The organism is Oceanobacillus alkalisoli (assembly GCF_022213125.1).
Lineage (GTDB): Bacteria > Bacillota > Bacilli > Bacillales > Amphibacillaceae > Oceanobacillus > Oceanobacillus alkalisoli.
On record NZ_JAKNRA010000002.1, the window covers coordinates 192,854 to 209,920 of the forward strand.

Annotated in this window: 16 protein-coding genes; all 16 read right to left on the reverse strand. The window is 39.5% G+C overall.

Annotation, left to right across the window (positions count from 1 at the left end):
* Nucleotides 1-18: 18 nt before the first annotated feature.
* The 16 genes from L3V42_RS05615 to L3V42_RS05690 all read right to left on the reverse strand — a co-directional run bounded on the left by L3V42_RS05615 (nucleotide 19) and on the right by L3V42_RS05690 (nucleotide 17,025).
* The gene (locus L3V42_RS05615; protein WP_235760923.1) at nucleotides 19-1,134 is read right to left on the reverse strand and encodes a Nif3-like dinuclear metal center hexameric protein; all 1,116 of its coding nucleotides are present in this window, start codon (nucleotides 1,132-1,134) and stop codon (nucleotides 19-21) included.
* A complete protein-coding gene (locus L3V42_RS05620; RefSeq protein WP_235760924.1) occupies nucleotides 1,127-1,843 on the reverse strand; it encodes a tRNA (adenine(22)-N(1))-methyltransferase in 717 nt (238 codons plus the stop codon). Before L3V42_RS05620 ends, L3V42_RS05615 begins: the two co-directional genes overlap by 8 nt.
* Before the next feature lie 70 nt (nucleotides 1,844-1,913).
* Nucleotides 1,914-2,306, reverse strand: a complete 393-nt coding sequence (locus tag L3V42_RS05625; protein WP_235760925.1) for a c-type cytochrome — start codon at nucleotides 2,304-2,306, stop codon at nucleotides 1,914-1,916.
* Between the two features lie 90 nt (nucleotides 2,307-2,396).
* Nucleotides 2,397-2,942: a hypothetical protein gene (locus tag L3V42_RS05630; RefSeq protein WP_238471513.1), complete on the reverse strand. Its 546-nt coding sequence runs from the start codon at nucleotides 2,940-2,942 to the stop codon at nucleotides 2,397-2,399.
* 93 nt (nucleotides 2,943-3,035) lie between these two features.
* Nucleotides 3,036-4,151, reverse strand: a complete 1,116-nt coding sequence (gene rpoD / locus L3V42_RS05635; RefSeq protein ID WP_238471514.1) for an RNA polymerase sigma factor RpoD — start codon at nucleotides 4,149-4,151, stop codon at nucleotides 3,036-3,038.
* Nucleotides 4,152-4,184: 33 nt separating this feature from the next.
* Nucleotides 4,185-5,996, reverse strand: coding sequence for a DNA primase (dnaG, locus tag L3V42_RS05640; protein ID WP_238471515.1), 1,812 nt, complete (start codon nucleotides 5,994-5,996; stop codon nucleotides 4,185-4,187).
* A gap of 689 nt (nucleotides 5,997-6,685) precedes the next feature.
* Nucleotides 6,686-7,501: a pyruvate, water dikinase regulatory protein gene (locus L3V42_RS05645; protein ID WP_238471516.1), complete on the reverse strand. Its 816-nt coding sequence runs from the start codon at nucleotides 7,499-7,501 to the stop codon at nucleotides 6,686-6,688.
* Nucleotides 7,502-7,517: 16 nt separating this feature from the next.
* Nucleotides 7,518-8,153 (reverse strand): transcriptional regulator CcpN, encoded by a 636-nt coding sequence (gene ccpN / locus L3V42_RS05650; protein ID WP_235760930.1) that lies wholly within the window; start codon nucleotides 8,151-8,153, stop codon nucleotides 7,518-7,520.
* Between the two features lie 85 nt (nucleotides 8,154-8,238).
* On the reverse strand, nucleotides 8,239-10,314 hold the full coding sequence (gene glyS / locus L3V42_RS05655) for a glycine--tRNA ligase subunit beta (RefSeq protein WP_238471517.1): 2,076 nt from the start codon (nucleotides 10,312-10,314) through the stop codon (nucleotides 8,239-8,241).
* The gene (gene glyQ / locus L3V42_RS05660) at nucleotides 10,307-11,194 is read right to left on the reverse strand and encodes a glycine--tRNA ligase subunit alpha (RefSeq protein WP_235760932.1); all 888 of its coding nucleotides are present in this window, start codon (nucleotides 11,192-11,194) and stop codon (nucleotides 10,307-10,309) included. The genes glyS and glyQ overlap by 8 nt, the downstream gene beginning before the upstream one ends.
* A 306-nt stretch (nucleotides 11,195-11,500) precedes the next feature.
* Nucleotides 11,501-12,247, reverse strand: a complete 747-nt coding sequence (gene recO, locus L3V42_RS05665) for a DNA repair protein RecO (protein WP_238471518.1) — start codon at nucleotides 12,245-12,247, stop codon at nucleotides 11,501-11,503.
* Between the two features lie 34 nt (nucleotides 12,248-12,281).
* Entirely contained in the window at nucleotides 12,282-12,431 is a 150-nt protein-coding gene (locus tag L3V42_RS05670; RefSeq protein WP_235760934.1) for a YqzL family protein, read from the reverse strand.
* 97 nt (nucleotides 12,432-12,528) lie between these two features.
* On the reverse strand, nucleotides 12,529-13,431 hold the full coding sequence (era, locus tag L3V42_RS05675; RefSeq protein WP_238471519.1) for a GTPase Era: 903 nt from the start codon (nucleotides 13,429-13,431) through the stop codon (nucleotides 12,529-12,531).
* A 624-nt stretch (nucleotides 13,432-14,055) separates the two neighbouring features.
* Complete coding sequence (locus L3V42_RS05680; RefSeq protein WP_235760936.1) at nucleotides 14,056-14,418, reverse strand: diacylglycerol kinase family protein; 363 nt, start codon at nucleotides 14,416-14,418, stop codon at nucleotides 14,056-14,058.
* Nucleotides 14,408-14,872, reverse strand: a complete 465-nt coding sequence (ybeY, locus tag L3V42_RS05685) for an rRNA maturation RNase YbeY (protein ID WP_235760937.1) — start codon at nucleotides 14,870-14,872, stop codon at nucleotides 14,408-14,410. The genes L3V42_RS05680 and ybeY overlap by 11 nt, the downstream gene beginning before the upstream one ends.
* Entirely contained in the window at nucleotides 14,872-17,025 is a 2,154-nt protein-coding gene (locus tag L3V42_RS05690; protein WP_238471520.1) for an HD family phosphohydrolase, read from the reverse strand. The genes ybeY and L3V42_RS05690 overlap by 1 nt, the downstream gene beginning before the upstream one ends.
* Nucleotides 17,026-17,067 lie beyond the last annotated feature (42 nt).

Sequence of the window (17,067 nt, forward strand, 5' to 3'; positions counted from 1 at the left end):
TGCCTTAAGCTTCTCTTTTTACAAATATTGGAATGGATCCGTGTTACGATCCGAAGAAATAATTTTCACATCATATTCTGTTAGTTTTTGTTTTAAATAATCTTTTACGCTATCTTTCATTACTGATTCAATATAATGTCCGGCGTCTATCAATGCAAGTCCCATTTCCCTTGCAATTTGTGCCTGGTGGAAACCAACATCCCCTGTAATATAAACGTCTGCACCCGCACGTTTCGCCTCATGTATATATTTTTCCCCACTTCCTCCGATTACAGCCGCTTTTTTAATTTTCTTAGTTAAATCTCCTACAACTCGAAGGTGGGGCAGTCCTAACTTTTCTTTTACGTCCTGAACATATTCCTCAAGCTCGGTTTGGTTTTCCACTTCACCAATTCGGCCAAGTCCAAATCTTGCACCTGAATTCGTTAATTCGATAATATCATAAGCTGGTTCTTCATAGGGATGATTTTCTTGAACTGCTGCTATAACTTGCTTGAGTACGGACTCTTGTATGAGTGCTTCAATCTTAACTTCTTCAACTTTTGCAATTTCACCAATTTCACCGATGTATGGCGCAGATCCTGTTTCCGGTTTAAATGAACCGGTTCCTTCAATTTCAAAAGAGCAATGTGTATAATTTCCTTGTTGTCCGCCACCAGCATCACCAATAACCTGCTTTATTTTTTCTTTGTGACTGATAGGAACATGCACTGCGTATTTAAATAGCTTTTCCGTTCCGATTTGAACAAGTGGTCTCCCCTTGTGCAAATCGAGTTGTTCAACCAACATATCATTGACTCCACCTGGTACGACGTCTAAATTCGTATGGGACGCATAGACCGTAATATTATGGCGAATCAGCTTTGTGATGACCCGACCTTCCGGAGTATCGAAATTGATTCGTTTCAGCGGTTTAAATAATAAGGGGTGATGTGCAATGATAACATCGACATTTTTTTCAATTGCTTCATCCACGACTGACTCAAGCACATCAAGTGTAATCATAATTTTAGTTGCCTTTTGGTTAGCGGAGCCAATTTGCAGACCTACATTATCCCATGAATAAGCTTTCTCTTTTGGAGCAAGCTCCTCTAAAGCTTCAAAAACCTTTTTTGTTGTGAGTATTTTACTCATGGCTTAATTCCTCCTCCATCCAAGCTAATTCCTGTTTGAATTGATCAATTCGTTCTGCATCCGGATGAGTTGCCTGTTCCATTTGTCCGATAATATGCCGCAGTTTATCCGCTTCTTTGCGCCACTTTCTATAAAACACAGGGGTTTTATTTTTTAACAAGTATGGACCAAATAAAAATTGCCTTTCCAGCAGTCCTTCTTCGTATGGTCCTGTCCCTTCCCGATCAGCTACAAGGATTTCATAAATATGACCATTTTCTTCCAAAATCTGTTCTGCTGTTAATACGAAACCTTCTTCATGTAACCATATTCGCAGCTTTCTGGCATTCACATTCGGTTGCAATATTAAACGATAAACCGTTTCAAGCTTAGCTTTTCCGTCGGCTAAAATTTGTTTGATCAATCCGCCGCCCATCCCTGCAATAACGATTTGCTTGATATCATCCGCTTGCTCAAGTACGTCAAGACCATCACCAAGCCGGACTGTAATTCGTTCAGTCAATCCATGCATTCGAACGGTCGCTCGCGCACTGTCAAACGGCCCTTGATTCACTTCACCAGCAATTGCAGTCGCTGAAGGGTCCTGTGCACAAACATAACAGGGTAAATAGGCATGGTCTGATCCAATATCAGCAAACGTTGCACCCGCAGGTAAAAAGTTTGCCACATCAATTAAACGTTTGGAAAGTTTAAAGTTTAATTGTTCCATTCTTTACTCCTTTTGGAAAAAGAAAAGCTTTCTGTTCTAGCAGAAAGCTCGTCATTTCCTTTTATAGATATTACTGTTTTTCGCTTAACCAAGTTGCAAGGGCATCGAGTTCTTCGCCTTGCACTGCTGGTACTGCTGGCATGGAGCCTTTACCATTCTGAATGATGTCTTTTATTTCATCCGCTGAATAAGATGCGCCTACAGCTGTTAAGTCTGGTCCGCCTCCACCAGTAAGGTCTGCACCATGACACATTGCACAGTTATTTTGGAAAACCGCATCGGCGTCACCGCCAGCTGTTTCACCGCCCTCTTCTCCACCGTTTTCAACCTGTTCTGTTTCTTCACCCTCGTCTCCACCTTCAGCAATTTCTGCTTGGTTGTTTAAACCGATAGCTGAAATGATGACGACAGCGACAATTCCTAATACAGCAATAATTGCATATGGCACTACTGCATTCTTCATTTGATCGCCTCCTTATGTATTCCCTTTTGTATCTATAAAAGACTATATATAGTTTACTCTAAAATGTGACAGTTTTAAAGAGAAATGGTATTAATTCCAAAGAAAATAATACAAGAATACAAATATGCTGCCTAAAGCACCAATAACGATAATATACTTACTTTTTAATTTGTAACCTGCAATCATCCAAAACAGAAAATTACTTGTGATGACCATAGCTGTTGCGATTGGTTGGCTAAACCATACATTAGTGACTGAAATACTGAGCATCAGCAACATAAACAGACTAGTAATGAATGCTGGATGGAAATAAGCAGGTCGCTTATCTTTATAGTAGATGGCTAGCGACGCCGAATGGATAAGCAGTAAAATTAAAATAACCAGTTGCAAATTAACATGAAATTCAGTAAAATAGATAACAATAAATGAGAAGGGGAGCGAGAGGCAGAGCAACAGCAATTGAAAGCGCTCTACCATGTTCGGGAATAAGCTGGCCTTATCCTGCTTTTTGCTGGCTTTTGCATCTTCCCCCTCTGTGTATAATGCAAGTAAAAAGTTACAATAGTGTTCAGGCAGTAATTTATGTTGTTTCCAGTATTCAATTTCACTGATGATTGTAACCTTACGCTCGTCCACTTATAATCACCCCATTTTTAAATGGTGGTTCAATGAGGCATGAAATAGTCATTGTTTACACGATTGCCGCGCGTAAACAATGACTGTGTCAGTTTAGTCCAAAAAATCTTTCAGACGCTTGCTTCTGCTCGGGTGACGCAACTTTCTTAATGCTTTAGCTTCGATTTGACGAATTCGTTCGCGGGTCACTCCAAACACTTTCCCTACCTCTTCAAGCGTTCTCGTACGACCGTCATCAAGACCGAAACGAAGACGCAGGACATTTTCTTCACGATCTGTTAATGTATCAAGTACATCTTCCAGCTGCTCTTTCAATAATTCATATGCAGCATGATCAGATGGTGAAACAGCTTCTTGGTCTTCAATAAAGTCACCTAAGTGGGAATCGTCCTCTTCCCCAATTGGTGTTTCCAATGAAACGGGTTCTTGTGCGATTTTCAAGATATCTCTCACCTTGTCTGGAGATAGGTCCATCTCTTCTCCAATTTCTTCAGGTGTTGGCTCTCTTCCCAAGTCCTGAAGCAGAGAGCGCTGAACACGGATAAGCTTATTAATCGTCTCCACCATATGAACAGGTATCCGAATCGTTCTTGCCTGGTCAGCAATAGCCCGTGTAATCGCCTGGCGAATCCACCATGTTGCATACGTACTAAACTTAAATCCTTTTCGGTAATCAAATTTTTCCACCGCTTTAAGCAGCCCCATGTTCCCTTCCTGGATTAAGTCTAAAAACAGCATCCCACGGCCAACATACCGTTTTGCTATACTAACGACAAGACGTAAGTTTGCTTCTGATAGTCTGCGTTTTGCTTCTTCATCACCTTGTTCAATGCGAGAGGCAAGCTCAATTTCTTCAGCAGCAGACAGAAGGTTCACCCTTCCGATTTCTTTCAGATACATCCGAACGGGGTCATTTATTTTAATTCCTAAAGGAACACTTAAATCTTCGGTATCTACTTCTTCTTCTTTCGCAATTTTTTGCATGTTTGGATCGTCCTCAGACTCTCCAATTACCTCAATCCCTTGCTCATTCAGGTATTCATAGAACTCATCCATTTCGTCGGATTCAATTTCGAAATTAGCGAGTCGGTCAGCCACCTCTTCATAGGCTAATGTACCGCGTTTCTTACCAATTTCGACTAAATTCTCCTTGGCCATCTCTAATGTCATTTCGGTTTCTTTTGTTTGAGTAGGCTTTTTATCGGTCATGAGTCCCCCTCCTTCCAACAAATTAAAATTTCATTAATGTTTTAACTTTCTTTGAATCTGTAAAATCTCTTCGGCGATTTGCGCCGCTTTTATTGGATCACTTTGCTGTTCCGCAATCTTTAATTGTTCTTTTAAAGATTGGATTACACCTTTATCACTTGATTCAGTATTCACCATTCGTATATAATCACCAAGCGCCTCCTCACTGATTTCATCCACCTCAGGCGACATAGCTATCTCCGAGATGAGTTGTTTCAATCTATCATCATTTATACTTTCAAGGAATTTACTTATATCTGGTGAGTTTCCATCTTCATAGAAAGCATAAAGATAAGTAACAATTATTTTATGATCATCTACTCTGAAATTTGCCCCGAGCTCTTCTTGAACACGATCAGCTACCCATTCGTTTTGCATCATATAATAAAGAATTTTTCTTTCCGCATTTTGATATGCTGGTAATAGTTTCCGCTTCTTGGACAAAATAACGGTATTACTAGTATATCTGTTCTCAGATGTCTTATCCGGCTGATTCCCATATTTTGCTTGAATCGTGCCTAATTCTTCTTTCAAAACGTCAAGAGACATTGTGAACTCTTTGCCGAGCTCCTGTAAGTAATATTCCCTTTCCAAGGAACTTTCAACCGTAGAGAGCTCTTTTAGCACCTTTTGTATATAATTCAGCTTATCTGCTTCCAAGCTGAGGTTATAATCTTTCTTATAGTAACGCATCAAAAACGTCATATACGTGTCACTTGCTCGTATTATCTGGTCGTGGAATGCTTCCCCGCCATGCTCATTGATAAAAGTATCCGGATCATTTCCGTCTTTCAGATAAGCAACTTTGACTGTACACCCTGCTTGACGTAACATTCCAGCTGCCTTAAAGCTTGCTTCCTGACCGGCATCGTCTCCGTCGTAACAAATAATGACTTCATTGACATACCTTCTGAGCAATTTGGCTTGAGATTCCGATAATGCAGTTCCTAGCGTTGCTACAACATTTTTTATACCTGCTTGGTAAGCTGCAATTACATCCATATACCCTTCAAACAATATTACTTCGTTTTCTTTCCGAATATGTCTTTTTGCCAGATCGAAATTATAAAGCAGCCTTCCTTTTTGGAATAATTCACTCTCCGGGCTATTTAAATACTTCGGACCTTGATCATGAATGGCTCGTCCCCCAAAAGCAACCGTCTTACCGAGATGATTCCGTATCGGAAAAATAACCCTTCCCTGAAAACGATCGGTAACCGTTCCATCATCCCTTTCCGAAACAAGACCTGCTTTAATGAGTAACTGCTTATTGAATCCTTTCTTTTCGAGAAATTCCACAATAAAATCTTTCGTATTTGGGGCAAATCCAAGCTGAAAGACATCAATTGTTTCGTCGAGAATCGACCGGTCTTGGAAATAGTTGTATCCTTCTTTTCCGTCTTTTGTATAGCGAAGCAAATGGTTATAAAGCTTTGTCAGCCATTCGGAAGCTTCCAGTATCCGCTGATTTTCTTCGGAATAGGAACTTCTTTTTTCATTGCCTGTAGTAGGCAGAGTAATACCAGATCGACTCGCTAGTGTTTCCATCGCTTCAAAAAATGAAAAACTTTCCATTTCCATTAAAAATGTCACGACGTTTCCGCCTTTTCCACATCCAAAACAATGAAATATTTGTTTTTCCTGTGTGACCGAAAAAGAAGGAGTGTTTTCTCCGTGAAAGGGACAGAGGCCAAAGTAATTCCTTCCTTGTTTCTTTAATTGCACATATTCTCCAACAACATCAACAATATTATTCGCTTTTCTAACTTCTTCTATTACCTCTTCTGGTATTTGATTCAATCTCATCACCATATTCTATTTATTCGCGATAAATTAAGAAACTCCTTTAAAATTCGACATTTTTCTTCAAAAAGCCGTAAAAAAACAGTGAACCATTAACTATACAGATTTAATGTAACGTTCATCATTCGTCTGTATCTGCTCACCTCTATGATGATAATGAATATAACCATCTTATCCGTATTTCATTCTTTTTATATTCAACTTTCCTAAATAAGGAAAAATGAATATACCGGAATTCTTTACGATTTTAGCCAAAATTTAATTTTGTCTTAATCTGTATATCTTTATTTCGATAAACACAAGTCATATTCCTTCTTTTCAATGAATGTTTTATTTTTCAGAATATACCTCCGTCTACTTTAAGCAATAGTAATAGGTTTACACGAAAAGCCATTATAATACATTTGGACAAATAATTCTATTAGATTGCTCCATTTTATTAATATAGTTCAAGTTTAAAGGCGTAAGCATCCGTTTCACAATATACAAACTGTGCCTCCCAGGATGGTAGGTAGTTTGATGTCGCCCCATACGTGAGCGAATTTAATCGAACCTCTATTAGTTCTGAGTTGATGTTGACTCATCGAGTGCAGGTGTGTGAAGTTTAAAAGTTGTTCGAATTTCCGCAGATTTTACTTTATAGTTTCCTAGACCAAGAAAAAAGTTGGGGAGAACCCAACCTTTTTTGGTAATTATTTATTTTCTGCTTTATTTTTGATCATCTGTAAAATAATATTCGCTGTTTCTTCTACTGCTTTATTGGAAACATCAATTACTTCACAATCGATTTTTTCAATTACTTTATCGAAATATTCCAATTCCTGATTAATTCGTTTTATTGTTGCATAAGTTGCTTGATTTCCTAGACCAAGTGCTTTCAGTCTTTCTTTTCTAATTTCATTCAATTTTTCCGGACTAATCCGGAGACCAATACACTTTTCTCTAGCCACTTCAAAGAGCTCTTCCGGTGGCTCGACTTCCGGTACAATCGGAACGTTTGCCACTTTGATCCGCTTATTCGCGAGATACTGAGATAAAGGTGTCTTTGAAGTTCGTGAAACACCAACTAAAACGATATCAGCCCGGGCTATACCTCGAGGGTCCCTGCCGTCATCATATTTTACAGCAAATTCAATTGCTTCCACTCGTTTAAAATAATCTTCATCGAGTTTATGTACAAGGCCTGGTTCTAAGCGTGGCTCTTTTTTAAAATATTTTCCCATCGCATCCATAGCTGGCCCCATGATATCAATCGCTTCAATCCCAATACGCTTGGCTTCTTCATTTAAATAATTCCTTAGTTCCGGGTTCACTAAAGTGAAGCCGATCATCGCCTGCTGCTCTTTCGCAATTTGTAAATATTCTTGAATCGTCCCCTTATCTTCTACGTAAGGGATGCGGATAATTTTATAATCCCCGTTAAATTGACTTAATCCTGCTTTCACGACGAGTTCCGCTGTTTCTCCAACTGAATCAGATAATATAAATACGGTCGGCTTCTTCCCCATTTCCTTCCCCCTATCTTCAATCAAAACGTTTATCATCTAAAGTTAATTCCACTAACGCTTTTGTCATTGACGTTTTTGTAACTCTCCCAATTACTTCAAGACCAGCTTCTGTTTCCTTGACAACCGGTAACCCATCGATTTGGTTGTTAATTAACTTTTGCGCGGCTTCGATTAATGCATCATCTTTCCTGCAGACTGTAATGTTCGGCATCCGAGTCATAATGATATGTGCGGGTATCCCACTTAAATGTTGCTGCCCCAGACTTGCTCGCAGTAAATCTTTTCTTGAAAGAACACCTGTTAAACATGATTGTTCGTCAACAACAAACAAAGTACCCACATCTTCTAAGAACATTGTTGTAATTGCATCGTATACAGAATCATCTTCTCTGATTGCAATCGGAACTTGCTGGTAGTCTTGTACTTTCAACTTTTTTATATTTTCCGTGAGCAATTCCGACCCGGTCTTACCCGTAAAGAAATAACCGACGCGCGGTCTAGCTTCTAAAATACCCGCCATCGTTAAAATAGCAAGATCAGGTCGTAATGTTGCTCTAGTTAATCCTAATTTTTCTGCGATTTTCTCCCCTGTTATCGGGCCATTTGGTTTTACAATTTCGATAATCTGTTCTTGACGATCCGATAATTCCATTAACTCACCACCTAAAGGTCATACTAATTAATATATATTATACATTACTTGGTGATATAAAGGAATTATGTTATACTATATAATTTTAAAATTGTTGTTTCCACTCAATCAGAGCGAGATTAGCATATTCTAAAATTAAGCTAGAAATAGCTGCAACAAGTGCCAAGCGATTATTCCTTAGTTCCTTATTATCTGTCATGACCATATTATTGTCAAAGAATCCATGGATTGGTCTTGCCAGTGCTTCCAATTGTTCAAATGCTTGTATAGCGTCGTGCGCTTCATCGTGTGCTTTAAAATCTATTTTCGACTGCTCAAATTGCTCGTATAATGCTTTTTCAGAGTCGGTTTCAAACGCTTCAGGGGTGATATCCATGCTCTCCGCTTTATCTGCAAGATTAAGGATACGAACGAGTGCTTCTTCTTTTTCTTTAAATGCTACATCATGACGTTTTTCTGACAAATGACGAGCTTTAGCCATTGCATAAGTGAAATTACCAATTTCTTTATCCATGACAGCTTGGAATATATCCTGTTCAATCCCAGCTTCTTTTAACAAATAGGATGCACGGAGTTTAAAAAATTCATGGATTTTCTCTTTATAGTCATCGATTTTCTCGATCTCTAACTCATCATATATTCCGTAGGCAATCTGCAAGAGATCTTCTACGTTCATCTCCCAATTTCCTTCTTCCAGAATACGCAATACACCAATTGCTTGTCTACGCAATGCATATGGGTCTTGTGAACCGGTTGGAGTCATCCCGACAGCTATAATTCCGATGATCGTGTCTATTTTCTCTGCCACACTCAGGATAGCACCGATTTCTGATTCTGGAAGTTCTCCTTTCGCATGCGTCGGAAGATATTGTTCGCGAATGGCTGTTGCTACTGTTTCTTTTTCATTGTAATTTAAAGCATAAATTTCACCGATGACTCCTTGCAATTCGGTAAATTCATTTACCATATTCGTCATTAAATCAAATTTACTAATTTCCGCTGCTCGAATGGCATCATCTTTCATGCCATTAGAGAAGTTCAGGTTTTCTGCGATTCGTTCTGTTAAAGCAGTAACTCTTTCTGTTTTTTCTGCGAGGGTGCCAAGCTTTTCCTGGAAGACGACGCGGGTCAATTTCTCTAAGTGATGATCAATGGTATTCTTCTGATCTTCCTCATAGAAGAATTCAGCATCTTGAAGTCGGGCACGTAACACTTTTTCATTACCTTTAACGACTGTATCAAGAGCGGTGTCATCACCATTTCTCACTCCGATAAAGAATGGCAGCAACTTCCCTTCTAGCGATTTAACAGGGAAATAACGCTGATGCTCTTTCATTGAGATTATGAGGACTTCACTTGGCAGATCAAGAAACATTTCTTCAAACTCACCTTTAAAAACAGTTGGATATTCGACAAGATTCGTCACTTCTGCCAATAAATCCTCATCCACGATTACGTGGGCCTGTTCTGTTTGCAGTTCCTCAATACCTTCCAGGATACGTGCTCTTCGTTCATTGGCATCTGCTATAACAAAGTTTTCCTTTAATTTCCCCTCATATTCCATTGCATCTTCTAATTTTACCGATTTTCCGAGGTAACGATGCCCATACGTGATATCACTTGTTTCGACATCTGTAATATTAAACGGCACAATTTCCTGCCCGTATAAAGCGACAAGCCAGCGAATCGGTCTAGCAAAACGCAAGGTGTGCGTTCCCCATCGCATATTATTAGGGAATGAGATGGAAGTGATGATATCTTTAAATTCCGGCAATAGATCCTTTGTCGCTCTTCCTTCAATTCGTTTTGTAACAAATACGTAAGCCTTGCCGTTCACTTCTTTTTCAACGAGGTCTTCCACCGTTTTTCCCTGACCTTTCGCAAAACCAATTGCTGCTTTTGTCCACGCTCCGGTCTCATCTTTAGCAATAGCTACTGCAGGTCCTCTTGCCTCTTCTTCAATTGTCGTTTGCATGTCAGCTATATTTTCAATTCTTACAGCTAAACGGCGCGGTGTAGAAAAGGAAGTAATCGAGTCATACGCGATTCTTAAATCCTGTAACCATTTGGCTGTTTTCTCTTTTAACTGCTGCTGGGCATCATCAATAAAGCGTGCCGGCAGTTCTTCCATTCCAATTTCGAATAAAACATGTTTAGTCATTTATCTTTTCCCCTTTCTTCAGCATTGGAAAGCCTAATCTTTCCCGTTCTTGTACATATGCTTTCGCGATACTTCTTGCCAGGTTCCTTACTCTCGTAATATAACCTGTTCGTTCGGTTACGGAGATCACACCTCTTGCATCTAACAAGTTGAAAGTATGGGAACATTTCAAGACATAGTCATATGCCGGAAACACAAGCCCTTTTTCCATGATCCGCTTCGCTTCATGCTCGTACATAGAGAATAATTCAAATAACATTGCTGTATCAGATTCTTCAAACGTGTATGTTGAATGTTCAAACTCAGGTTGATAAAAAATATCTCGAACGGTCACGCCATCGGTCCACTCCAAATCAAAGACATTTTCTTTATCTTGGATATAAGATGCTAACCGTTCTATTCCATATGTCAGTTCAACTGAAACTGGACTTGCTTCCAGTCCGCCGATTTGCTGGAAATAAGTAAATTGGGTGATTTCCATCCCGTCAAGCCATACTTCCCAACCTAGTCCAGCAGCTCCGAGAGTAGGGTTTTCCCAGTTGTCTTCAACAAATCGAATATCATGCTGAAGTGGATCAATTCCTAACTTCTCCAATGATTCCAAATAAAGTTCCTGGATATTACTTGGTGATGGTTTCATGACGACTTGGAACTGATGGTGCTGGTATAAACGGTTTGGGTTATCCCCGTACCTTCCATCATCAGGCCTTCTTGATGGTTCGACATAAGCGACATTCCATGGTTCCGGCCCAAGGCTGCGGAGTAGTGTCATCGGCGACATCGTTCCCGCACCCTTCTCTGTATCGTAAGCCTGAACGAGAATACAATTTTGCTCCGACCAGTGCTTTTGCAACTCTAGAATCATTTGTTGAATATTCATTATCAGTACCTCCATTTATTCTTTTGCATTTTGTAATCACAATAAAAGCCGTCCCTATGCTTGTAGCCAATCACAAGCATAGGGACGGCTTTTATACCGCGGTTCCACCCTAATTACTCAATTTTTATGAGTCACTTTATCATCATGCTCCGGAGTGCCTCTTCCTTATCCAATCTTTACCCAGCTCTCACCAACCTGGATTCGCTTAAAAAAATTTATTGATAAGTACTTTTTCCTTCAACACATGTTAAATATTCTTTTATAAATATGTAACATCATAATCCAGAAATCGGATAATGTCAAATATCATTCTTTTAACTGATCTAATTGATTCAAAAATCTTCTCGATTTCAAGAAATAGCCACCGAATCGGTCATAATAGGCATCGAGCATTTGCCTGAGTAACTTACGATTTTCTAATTTTACCGATATTTCGCCGACCTGCTCAATTCCAACCGCTTGAAACATCTGCAATAATTTCACTTGTACCTCTGTTAGTCGGATGGACTGATCATCAAGTGCCAAGCACCTCCGACATAAAAGGCCACCTTCTCCTAATGAAAATGCATAAGGGCCTTCCTTGTTTCCGCAATTGATACATCGGGAAAAAGTTGGTTCAAAGCCACCTTTCTGAAATGCCTTTAATTCGTACATCATAATGGGAATATCATACTCCTTATATTCCGCAATCCATTCCATTGTTCGGTAAAGCTGGTCATATAAATAAGGTTCTGGCGTTTTATCATCAAGCAATTTCTCCGTCAGTTCCACAAGATATGCAGTATAGGCCGTTTTTTCAATATCTTCCCGGATCGCCCGGAAAGATTCAAGGATTTCACCCTGCCTGATCGTACTTAATCCAGGATTGATATAAACAAAAAATTGTCCGGCAATGAATGGCTGCGTAACAGCAGCCATCCTGCTTCTAGGCTTTTTTGCACCTCTGGCCATTGCCGTAAATTTCCCTATATTTTTACTGAATATCGTTATAATTTTATTTGTTTCTCCATAATCAATCGTTTTTAAAATGATCCCTTCAATTTTTTCAAGCAAAGCTATTCAGCTCTTTTCCATTCATAATCCAAGGTTACATTTTTTGTGTCGTTTCAATCTCATTTGATTCATCTTCATCTGCATCATTATCTGTTTCATTGTCTACATTTTCCAGTTCTTTGAACAATAAATAGGTTTCAATGTTTCCTGTCTGACTAAATACTTTCCATGTAATATCAAGCACAAGAAACCCCGCCTTTCTATTTTTTCTTTTTGAAAATGCTTCTATTTTTAGATTGACCATGAAGTTGAATTTAATAAGTATTAAAATTTACCATGGTTTAATATTCATCTTGCCTGAATCCTAATTCATGCAGCTGACTTTGTTTGTTACGCCAATCTTTTTTCACTTTTACCCAAAGCTCTAAGTATACTTTCGAACCAAGAAGATGTTCAATATCTTTCCGTGCTTCTTGACCAATTTTTTTCAGCATGCGGCCTTGCTTACCGATAATAATACCTTTTTGGCTACTTCTTTCGGTTATAATTGTCGCTTGAATAAAGACCGTGTCGTCTTTTCTTTTTTCCATATTTTCAAGGGCGACAGCGATGGAATGTGGTACTTCTTCCCGCGTGAGGTGCAGTGCTTTTTCCCGGATGAATTCCGTAATAATAAAGCGTTCCGGATGATCCGTAATTTGATCTTGCGGATAATATTGCGGCCCTTCCGGTAAATAGTTCTGCAACTCAGTTAATAAACGATTAACATTATTGCCTTGAAGGGCAGAAATTGGAATAATCTCCTGAAAATCACCTTTCTGCCTATATTCATCAATAATACCCAGTAACGCTTCAGGTGAAACTAAATCAATTTTGTTAATAATTAAAAAGACAGGGCTTTTTACATTTTCCAAACGTTCGATGATAAATTGATCTCCTCGTCCATATCCTTCATCTGCGTTGATCATAAATAATACGGCATCAACTTCATTTAATGTATTGTCGGCAATCTTCATCATGAAATCTCCCAATCGGTGTTTCGGTTTATGAATGCCTGGTGTATCGATAAATACCATTTGATAATCATCGGTTGTCAGCACACCTTGTATTTTATTTCTTGTTGTTTGCGGCTTATCGCTCATGATAGCAATTTTCTGACCTACTACGTGATTTAGAAAAGTAGACTTTCCTACATTTGGTCTACCTATGATTGCGATAAAGCCCGATTTATAATTGGATTCCATGTAATTTTTCCTCCAAGATGTCTTGTTTTTTATTATCATACTATAAAACGAATTCCCATTTCTACTTTCGACAAAGGTTCTAAAAACTTCCGAAGAATTGACAGGGGATAAATCACATTCATACAGCGTGAGTGTGCCTAACTCCAAAACTTTCTGCTGGAGGTCCGCAGTCCAGACACTTCTCGCGCGGCCGGCAAGCCTCCTCGCGCTATCCGCGCTGCGGGGTCTCGCCAGGCCTACCTCCGAACAGGAAGTTCTAAGCCGGCGTTGGCCACAGGACGTGACCGTTTTTAGCCGGCCTCCCGCAGGAGTCTCGAGGTGTCTGGACTGCTCCCAGGAAAGGTCGAATTTGAATCACTGTTTAATGTTCTTGAAGAGTATATTCCTTACGTAGACGGAATAATTTCTATTCATAACAATCATCTTACCAGTTCAGTTGCCCGGTGGACGATGACTCCTGCGGGAACAGCACGAGCCTGCAGACCCCTTAGTGCTCAGCCCGAGGAGCTCTAGCAGCACCTAAGGATGCGCATCCGTCCACCGGGAAACTGAACAGCGATTGAAGCTTTGTATGAGTGAACGAGCCTAATCACTCACGCTGTATAAAAATGTTCAGCTGGGGCTTTAGAGAATGGATAGGAGTTTAGGGAGAAATATGATTAAACCGATTAATACTGCAACAATGGAACTGACAAGCACAGCACCTGCAGCTGCATCTTTAATAAAACGTGCTTTAGGATGTACCTCCGGGCGCAAGTAATCAATCATTTTCTCTATCGCTGTATTTAAAAGTTCTGTTAGAAGAACCATCCCAATCACGAGTATAATGAGTGCCCATTCGAGCTGTGATAGCTCGAATAGAAGGCCTGCAATAAAGACAAGCATCATGCTAATTACATGAAAGCGAAAATTCCACTCCGATTTAAATACGGCTCTAAGACCTGCTAGGGCGTGCTGGAAACCAATCTTCCCTTTCTTATCTTTCAATGCCGAACTCACTCAGTATCTCATTTTGTTTTGAAAACATTTCCTGTTCTTCTTCCTCTGTCATATGATCATAGCCTAATAAATGCAAGAAGCCATGAATGGTTAGGAAAGCAATTTCCCGTTCTAATGTGTGACCATATTCTTCCGCTTGATCCTTAGCGCGGTCGACAGAAATTACGATGTCTCCAAGTATAATAGGTATATCGACCCCCTGGATATGCATCTCACCGTCAACACGGTCCTGCATCGCAAAGGAAATGACATCTGTCGGGGTGTTCTTTTGACGGTAATTACGATTTAATTCTTGGATTTCACCGTCATGGACAAAGTTTACTGACATCTCTGCCTCACTAGAGACACCTTCCCGCTTTGCTGCAAATTCCAAGAGACGCTTTAATAAATCGACCTGATCGGCAGGTAAAGCATTTGTTTTATCATGAAAATCGATATGCATTATTTTTCCTCCCTATTTGGATACTGGATTCTTGAATGGAAAAAACCTTTCAACGAATCACAAATGGTTCGTTGAATGACTTTTAGTTCCGTTAATGTTAATGGACTTTCATCTAGCTGCCCATCCGCTATACGATCGTTCATAATAGCTGAGACGATTTCCTCAATCTTTTCTTCCGTCGGCTCAGATAACGAACGAACGGCAGCTTCAACTGAATCACAAATGCTGATCACCGCAGATTCTTTCGTTTTTGGTTTTGGACCTGGGTAACGGAACTCCTTTTCCTGCACATCTGGGTCCTTCTTCTTCTCTTTATAATAGAAAAACTTGAGCAATGATGTTCCATGATGTGACTTCGCTATTTCAATAACTTCTTTCGGTAATTTGTTCTCTTTCAACATATCTACCCCATCATAAGGATGGCTAATGATAATCTTGGCACTTTCTTTCGGATCCATTCGATCATGAGGATTTCGATTAGATAGCTGATTTTCAATAAAGAACTGAGGCCGGACTGTTTTACCGATATCATGGTAATAAGCACCTACTCTTGCTAGCAATCCATTCGCACCGATTGCCTCACACGCTGTCTCGCTAATGTTCGCCACCATGACGGAATGATGATAGGTGCCAGGCGCTTCAACAAGCAATTTTTTAAGTAATGGCTGATTCGGACTCGATAACTGTAATAATTTCGTATCAGATAAGATACCTAAACCTGTCTCAAAAAATGGTAAAAGCCCAATAGTCAATACTGCTGCCAGGAATGCAGAAACTAATCCATATGCTGAGTTCAAGACAAAGTCGATTAACGTATATTTTTCAAAGGACAAGAATAGAAATAATAATACAGTCAAGATATTTACTAATATAATTCCTAACCCTGCCCTTAAAATAGCTAAACGGTCTTTCACTTGCGGGAAGAAAATAATCCCTGCTAGCTGAGAGAAGAAAAAGTAAATTCCCGCTTCAATATTCAATGCTCCCGGAATAAGTCCATTAAAGATGACAGTACCTATGATTGCATATACTCCTGCCATGATTATTGCGAGTCGTTCACTGATAAACAGCTTTAGAAGAAGTGCTCCCATTGCAATAGGCATAATATAAAACAATTGATTACTGTCCGTGGAATAGAAGCTAACGACTTTCATTAAAGTGACAACAATAATACTTATCGTTAATAATGCAGCTAATACACGTTTATTCATCGTTCCACGGTTTGCTAATTTATTAATTTCAACAACCGAAACACTGCCAAGTATAATTAACAATAGAATCAATCCAATTACCGGGTAAAAATTACGTTCCCCATCGAGTAAACCGACCAGCCGCAACTGTTCATATATTTCATTCGTAATTACTTGGCCTTCACTGACGATGATTTCTCCTGCTTTTATCATTTCAGGGTCGACATTACTTGCAGCAATTTTCCGCGCTTCATTCGTTGCTTCTAAATCAAAGAATGAGTTTTCTGTTACGATGAAATTTGAAAATTCGATGAGAACATCTTTAAGAACAGGATCTAATTCTGAATACTTTATTTCCTCTTGAACATTAACTTTAGCTGTTTGCAGATTCTCTGTTCGAACCCCATTATCCATTACTTCTTCTACGCTAGCGATAAAAAGCTTCTGAGCCTTTTCCACTTCCTCTGTCGGCTGGTTAATCAACGTGCGGAAAGCGTCTGCGCTCACTTCTAGTACAATGTCTTCAGAGAGGACTTGCCTTAATCGGTCTATTTTCTCTTCTGCTGTCAGTTTAGCAGCTTCTTCCCCATTATTCTCTGTCTCCTCTTCTGTACCCGCTTCTTCTTCCTCTTCATCAAGTGCAAGTACGGCATCAAAAATTTCTTCACTATAGCCGATTCGTTCATTATTAACTTGTTCGGATATGGAATACCTGTCACCTATTTGCTGTACTGCTTCCCTTGTCTTCCGCTCCGTCTCCGCTTCATTTTCAATCGTTACTGGTGAACGGATTGTCGTATTCGCTGTCGCAAATCGTTGTAAATCGTACGTTTCTGTATAGACATTATTTAAGGAAATGAAAAAGAAGAATATACTTTGTATGAACACAGCAACGACAATTAAAAATAAACTTGTTCTGTTTCCCAGCCATTTCTCGATTTTGTGGAATAACTTCTCTTTCACTTTCCTCCTACCCCCTAAGTGAAAATAAGACCTACAGAGCAG